Source organism: Tritonibacter horizontis, assembly GCF_001518015.1.
In the GTDB taxonomy this organism is placed as follows: domain Bacteria; phylum Pseudomonadota; class Alphaproteobacteria; order Rhodobacterales; family Rhodobacteraceae; genus Epibacterium; species Epibacterium horizontis.
Genome location: NZ_LPUY01000107.1, coordinates 1 through 3,693, shown reverse-complemented (window position 1 = coordinate 3,693; position 3,693 = coordinate 1). Strand labels below are relative to the sequence as shown.

The 3,693-nt window shown below is 63.5% G+C and carries 3 protein-coding genes; all 3 read left to right on the top strand.

All coding sequences use genetic code 11. The features are described from left to right. The first annotated feature begins 126 nt into the window (after nucleotides 1-126). The 3 genes from TRIHO_RS19915 to TRIHO_RS19905 all read left to right on the top strand — a co-directional run bounded on the left by TRIHO_RS19915 (nucleotide 127) and on the right by TRIHO_RS19905 (nucleotide 3,325). A complete protein-coding gene (locus TRIHO_RS19915) occupies nucleotides 127-1,209 on the top strand; it encodes an ABC transporter permease (protein ID WP_068247995.1) in 1,083 nt (360 codons plus the stop codon). Further along, nucleotides 1,209-2,129: an ABC transporter permease gene (locus tag TRIHO_RS19910; RefSeq protein WP_068247992.1), complete on the top strand. Its 921-nt coding sequence runs from the start codon at nucleotides 1,209-1,211 to the stop codon at nucleotides 2,127-2,129. The genes TRIHO_RS19915 and TRIHO_RS19910 overlap by 1 nt, the downstream gene beginning before the upstream one ends. A gap of 119 nt (nucleotides 2,130-2,248) precedes the next feature. Next, on the top strand, nucleotides 2,249-3,325 hold the full coding sequence (locus tag TRIHO_RS19905; RefSeq protein ID WP_068247991.1) for a BMP family ABC transporter substrate-binding protein: 1,077 nt from the start codon (nucleotides 2,249-2,251) through the stop codon (nucleotides 3,323-3,325). Nucleotides 3,326-3,693 lie beyond the last annotated feature (368 nt).

Sequence of the window (3,693 nt, the reverse complement as noted above, 5' to 3'; positions counted from 1 at the left end):
CCTTGGTGGTGGCCGAGATCCGGGGCTCCTCCCCCGGCGGGCGGGCGCCTCCGGCGGAGGTATTTGGCAAAAGATGAAAAGGACCGGGGTACAAAACGTCGGCCATAAGGGACAGGACAGGGACAGATGATCCGGCTAGAGAAACGACCGCAGCCGTCGCGCGCCTGGTCGCTGGCGACACCGCTGGTGGCGGTGCTGGCGACCATGGTGATGGGGGGGCTGTTGTTCGCCACCCTTGGCAAGAACCCGGTGGAGGCGATCCGCACGATTTTCTGGGATCCGCTGTTTGGCGAATTTGCCTTTTACTACCGTCCGCAGCTTTTGGTGAAGGGCGCACCGCTGGTGCTGATTGCGATTGGCCTGTCGCTGGGGTTTCGCGCCGGAATCTGGAACATCGGCGCCGAGGGACAATATATCATCGGCGCGCTGACCGGTGCCGGTGTCGGGCTGGCCTTTTACCCGATGGAGAGCTGGATCATCTTTCCGCTGATGATCCTTGCCGGGGCGTTGGGCGGTTGGGCCTGGGCGATGATCCCGGCGGTTCTGAAGACCCGCTTCGGCACCAATGAGATCCTGGTGTCGCTGATGCTGGTCTATGTGGCCGAGCAGTTCCTGGCCTCGATGTCGCTGGGACTGATGAAGAACCCCGAGGGGTTTGGCTTTCCCGGCTCGCGCAACCTGCAGCAATATGCCAGCGCCCATAACGGCGAGATCCTTGCCGGCAGCGGCATGCATTGGGGGGTGGTTGCCGCCCTGATCGCGGTGATCTTTGCCTATGTGCTGCTCAACCGGCATATGCTGGGCTATCACATCCGGCTGACCGGCGAGGCGCCCCGGGCGGCGCGGTTTGCCGGCGTCAAACCTGCGCGACTGGTGCTGTTCTGTCTCGGGGCCTCTGGTGCGCTGGCGGGGCTTGCCGGCATGTTCGAGGTCTCCGGGCCCTCCGGTCAGGTCTCGATTGATTTCAACGTCGGCTATGGGTTCACCGCGATCATCGTGGCCTTTCTGGGTCGCCTGCATCCCGTGGGCATCCTCCTGGCCGGTGGGCTGATGGCGCTGACCTATATTGGCGGCGATATTGCGCAGGGGAACCTGGGCCTGCCCTCGGCCGCCATTCAGGTCTTTCAGGGGATGCTGCTGTTCTTCCTTCTGGCTTTTGACCTGCTCACAAACTTTCGCATTTCCCTTGGCAAGCCGGAGGTCGCGTGATGGATCTGTCTGCAATCAATCCCGTCCTTCTGATCGCCTCGTTGATGGTGGCGGCCACACCGCTGTTGCTGGCCGCGATCGGCGAGCTGGTGGTGGAGAAATCCGGGGTGCTGAACCTCGGCGTCGAGGGGATGATGATCACCGGCGCCATTGCCGGCTTTGCCGCGGCGGTCGAGACCGGATCGCCCCTGTTGGGCTTCGTCGCGGCGGCCGTCGCCGGGGCGGTGCTGTCGCTGCTGTTTGTGGTGCTGACACAGCTGGCGCTGGCCAATCAGGTCGCCTCCGGTCTGGCGCTGACCTTGTTCGGCCTCGGTCTGTCGGCCCTGATGGGGCAGCGCTATGTCGGGGTCAAGCCGCCGCAGATGAGCCGCATTGATATCCCGCTGCTGTCTGATCTGCCCGTTGTCGGGCGCATTCTCTTTGGCCATGACGTGATCCTGTATTTCGGGGTGGCGCTGACGGCGGCGGTCTGGATCGTGTTGAAGTTCACCCGTGCCGGGCTGATCCTGCGTGCGGTGGGCGAAAATCACGAGGCGGCCCATGCGCTGGGCTACAAGGTGGTCAAGATCCGCACACTGGCGATCCTGTTCGGCGGCGCCTGCGCCGGGCTGGGCGGCGCCTATATCAGCCTGATCCGGGTGCCGCAGTGGACCGAGGGCATGACCGCCGGCATCGGCTGGATCGCCCTGGCGCTGGTGGTCTTTGCCAGCTGGAAGCCCTGGCGCGCCCTGCTGGGTGCCTATCTTTTTGGCGGCATTACCGTCTTGCAGCTTAATCTGCAGGCAGCAGGCGTTGCCATCCCGGTAGAGTATCTGGCAATGTCGCCCTATCTGATCACCATTCTGGTGCTCGTCATCCTTTCCGCCGACAAGAGCAGCGCGCCGGCGTCGCTTGGCCGGAGTTTTCACGCCTCTCGCTGAGTTCGGGGGGCGTCTGATCGTCTGGACCCCGTTTGGTCCCGGCGATGACTACACTGTCCAGCTTCGGCGATAACCGGGGCGGATTGCAATTATGGAACCAAACAGGGGGAACCCATCTGATGAAACTCACTTCACTCCTTACCGGCGCGGCTGTTGCGCTGGGTCTGGCCGCTGGTGGCGCGCTGGCCCAGGACAAGACCAAGGTTGGATTTGTCTATGTTGGCCCCGTCGGTGACGGCGGCTGGACCTATGAGCACGACCAGGGCCGCAAGGCTGTCGTCGAGGAATTCGGCGATGCGGTCGAAACCGTCTATGTCGAGAACGTCGCAGAAGGCCCCGATGCCGAGCGCGTCATCACCCAGATGGCGCTGCAGGGCGCGGACCTGATCTTCACCACCTCCTTTGGCTATATGGACCCGACCATCAACGTGGCGGCCAAATTCCCGGATGTGAAATTCGAGCACGCCACCGGCTACAAACGCGCCGACAACGTCTCCACCTATTCCGCGCGGTTCTACGAAGGCCGTGCGGTCCAGGGCACCATTGCGGGCCATATGACCGAGAGCAACATTATCGGCTACATCGGCTCCTACCCGATCCCGGAAGTGATCCGCGGCATCAACTCGGCCTATATCCACGCCAAGAAAGTGAACCCCGACGTCGAGTTCAAGATCGTCTGGGCCTTCACCTGGTTTGATCCTGCGAAAGAGGCCGATGCCGCCAAGGTGCTGATCGAACAGGGCGCCGACGTGATCCTGCAGCACACCGATTCCACCGCGCCGCAAGCCGCCGCCCAGGCGGCCGGCAATGTGATCACCTTTGGTCAGGCCTCTGACATGGCGGAATACGCGCCCAAGCCGCGCGTCTCGTCGATCATCGACAACTGGGCGCCCTATTACATCGCCCGCACCAAGGCCGTGATCGACGGCACCTGGACCTCCACCGACACCTGGGACGGCATTGGTCCGGGCATGGTTGGCATCGGCGAGATCACCGATGCCGTTCCGGCCGAGGTCAAGGCGGAAGCCCTGGCGCTGAAGGATGCGATGGCCTCTGGCGAATACCACCCCTTCACCGGTCCGCTGAAAAAGCAGGACGGATCTGATTTTCTGGCCGAGGGCGAGACCGCAGATGACGGGACGCTGGCAGGCATGAACTTCTACGTCGAAGGCATCGAAGGCTCCATCCCGGAGTAAGCGCTGCCTCTGAAAGGAACGACAAGGACCCGCCCCTCGTGGCGGGTCTTTTTGTGCGTCGGCCCTGGCTCCGGCGCGGCATTGGATAGGTCAGAAGATGTGACCTATTGTTTCGCGCGCGAAACAACGGGTCAGGAAGGCTGATACTTTTTATGCGCGTTGCGCCGGGAGCGACCGCATATATCTGGCGACAGCGCAACAGGGACCATCACAACAAGGCGCACGCGCGGCTGCAAGGACGGTGGCGGTGGACTGCTCCCTCCGGATGGACCACGGGATGCCGCGCGGTTCTCCCGCCCGGCGTCAGAGGCGGCGCGGGGCGCCGTCTCCACGCCCAACGGGCGTGGCCGCGCGCGGCCCCACTGGGG